The sequence below is a fragment of the Paenibacillus oenotherae genome, assembly GCF_019443105.1.
In the GTDB taxonomy this organism is placed as follows: Bacteria; Bacillota; Bacilli; order Paenibacillales; family Paenibacillaceae; genus Paenibacillus_Z; species Paenibacillus_Z oenotherae.
This window is the reverse complement of record NZ_JAHZIJ010000047.1, coordinates 1-2,177: the sequence shown is the minus strand read 5'-3', so window position 1 is coordinate 2,177 and position 2,177 is coordinate 1. Positions and strand designations below refer to the sequence as shown.

The following is a 2,177-nucleotide window of genomic DNA, read 5'->3' as shown; positions in this document are numbered from 1 at the left end:
GTCTGCGCGCCTTCCAGCTGATTCAGGATATACATCCGCCGCTGCGCCGACGATACCGGGTAATACGACCGCTCCTCCGTCCGCTCGATCGATGCGTATTTGCTTTCCTCTTGCTCCGCGATTCGCTCTGCCAGCTCCTCCAGCCGAGGCGCTTCGAAGATGCTACGCAGCGGCAGGTTCACGTTCAGCTCCTTGTATACCCGCGCCGCCAGCATCGTCGCCTTCAGCGAATGACCGCCCAGCTCGAAGAAGTGATCCTTCGCCCCGACTTGCGCGATGCCCAGCACGCTTTGCCAGATTTCCGCCAGCTTCGCTTCCAGTTCTGTCCGCGGCGCTACATAGCTTTCGCCTCCCATAGCGCTCCGCTCCGGCTCCGGCAGTCCTCTCCGGTCCACCTTCCCGTTCGGCGTTAGCGGCACCTCGGCCAATTCCACAAAGAACGCCGGCACCATGTAGCTTGGCAATTGGCTTCCCACATATCGGCGAAGCTCCGCTGCTTCCAGCTTGCCGTGACCGACCACATACGCGCACAGATAGGAATCCGCTCCCTTATCCTGACGCGCGATCACTACCGCTTCCTTCACCTGCTCGTGCCGCTGCAGAACCGCCTCGATCTCGCCCAGCTCGATCCGGTAACCCCGGATTTTCACCTGCTCGTCGATCCGGCCCAAATAGTCCAGGTTGCCGTCCGGCAGCCATCTCGCCAAATCTCCCGTCCGGTACAGCCGCTCTCCGTTCGGATGCTGCACGAACTTTTCTTCCGTCAGCTCCGGGCGGTTCAGGTAGCCGCGCGCCAAGCCCGCTCCCGCGATGCACAGCTCTCCGGCTACCCCGATCGGCTGCTCCCTGAGCCGATCATCCATGACATACAGCCGCGTATTGGACAACGGCTTCCCGATCGGAATGTTCCCTGACTCCCCTTCGATCCGGTACGCCGTACAGATAACCGTGCTCTCCGTCGGTCCGTACGTGTTCCATACTTCGTACGGTACCGGCTTGTACCCTTTCACCTTGTCCGCTCCCGTCAGCAGCAGTCTCAGCTTCGAGGGCGCTTCCTCCTCCAGCAGCTGCTCGTACATTTGCGGCGGCAGCCACGCGATCGTAATCTCGTGCTTCCGGTAAAATTCGGTCAGTTCCTTCATTTCCAGACGGATCTCTTCCGGCACGATGCACACGCTCGCTCCCGCGATCAAATACGGGAACAGCTCCCACACCGACGCGTCGAAGGCGAACGAGGCGTATGTCGCCGCTACATCCGCTTCCGTCACACGGTAGAACTGCCGATGCCACTCGCTCAAGTTCACCAGCGACCGGTGCTCAATCAGCACCCCTTTCGGACGGCCCGTCGAGCCCGACGTGTAGATCACGTACGCCAGATGCTCCGCTCCCGCCGCCTCCGGCAGATCACTTCCGTCTCCTTCCTCCAGCAGCCCGCGCTCCAGCACCAGCAACGATTCCGTTATGCCTGCGAACTTCTCCGCCAAATCCGTCTGCGTCAGTACCAGCTTCGCTTCTGCGTCTTCCAGCGTGTAGCGGATGCGCTCCTCCGGGTAGCTCGGGTCGATCGGCACATACGCGCCTCCCGCCTTCAGCACCCCCAAGATCGCCACGATCATTTCCGTCGATCGCTCCGCCGCGATGCCCACCAGCTCATCCGGTCCGACTCCCTGCTCCCGCAGTCTCCGTGCAAGACGATTCGAACGGGCATTCAGCTCTGCGTAGCTCAGACGCTCTTCTCCGTACACCAGCGCTGTACGCTCCGGCGCTCGCTTTACTTGCTCCTCGAACAGGCTGTGAATCGTCTTCTCCTTCGGATACGGCGCTTCCGTCCGGTTGAACGCCGCCAGAAGCAATTGTTCCTCATCGGAAAGCAGCTGTATATCCGTAATGATTCCGTTCGGATTATGAATGACCGTCGATACTAATTGAAGCAAATGAGCTTCAATCGCTTCGATCCAATATTGGTCTATTGAGGAGTCATAAAAACATTCAAATACGATCTCATCTCCCGGAATAACGGTCAAATTGAAGCTATAATTCGTCTGCTCGGCCACATTGGCGTCAATTATACTCAACGCGGATACGTCTGCCGCCGCATTCTCGATCTCCTTCGTTACAGGATAATTTTCAAAAACGACGATATTATTGATTAGCCCTTGCTTTATGCTCGACAAGGC

The 2,177-nt window shown here is 58.6% G+C and carries 1 protein-coding gene; it reads right to left on the bottom strand.

All coding sequences use genetic code 11. The features are described 5' to 3' along the window. Positions 1 to 2,177 (bottom strand): non-ribosomal peptide synthetase (locus tag K0T92_RS24405; RefSeq protein WP_219875236.1); only part of this gene is annotated, 2,177 nt, incomplete at both ends.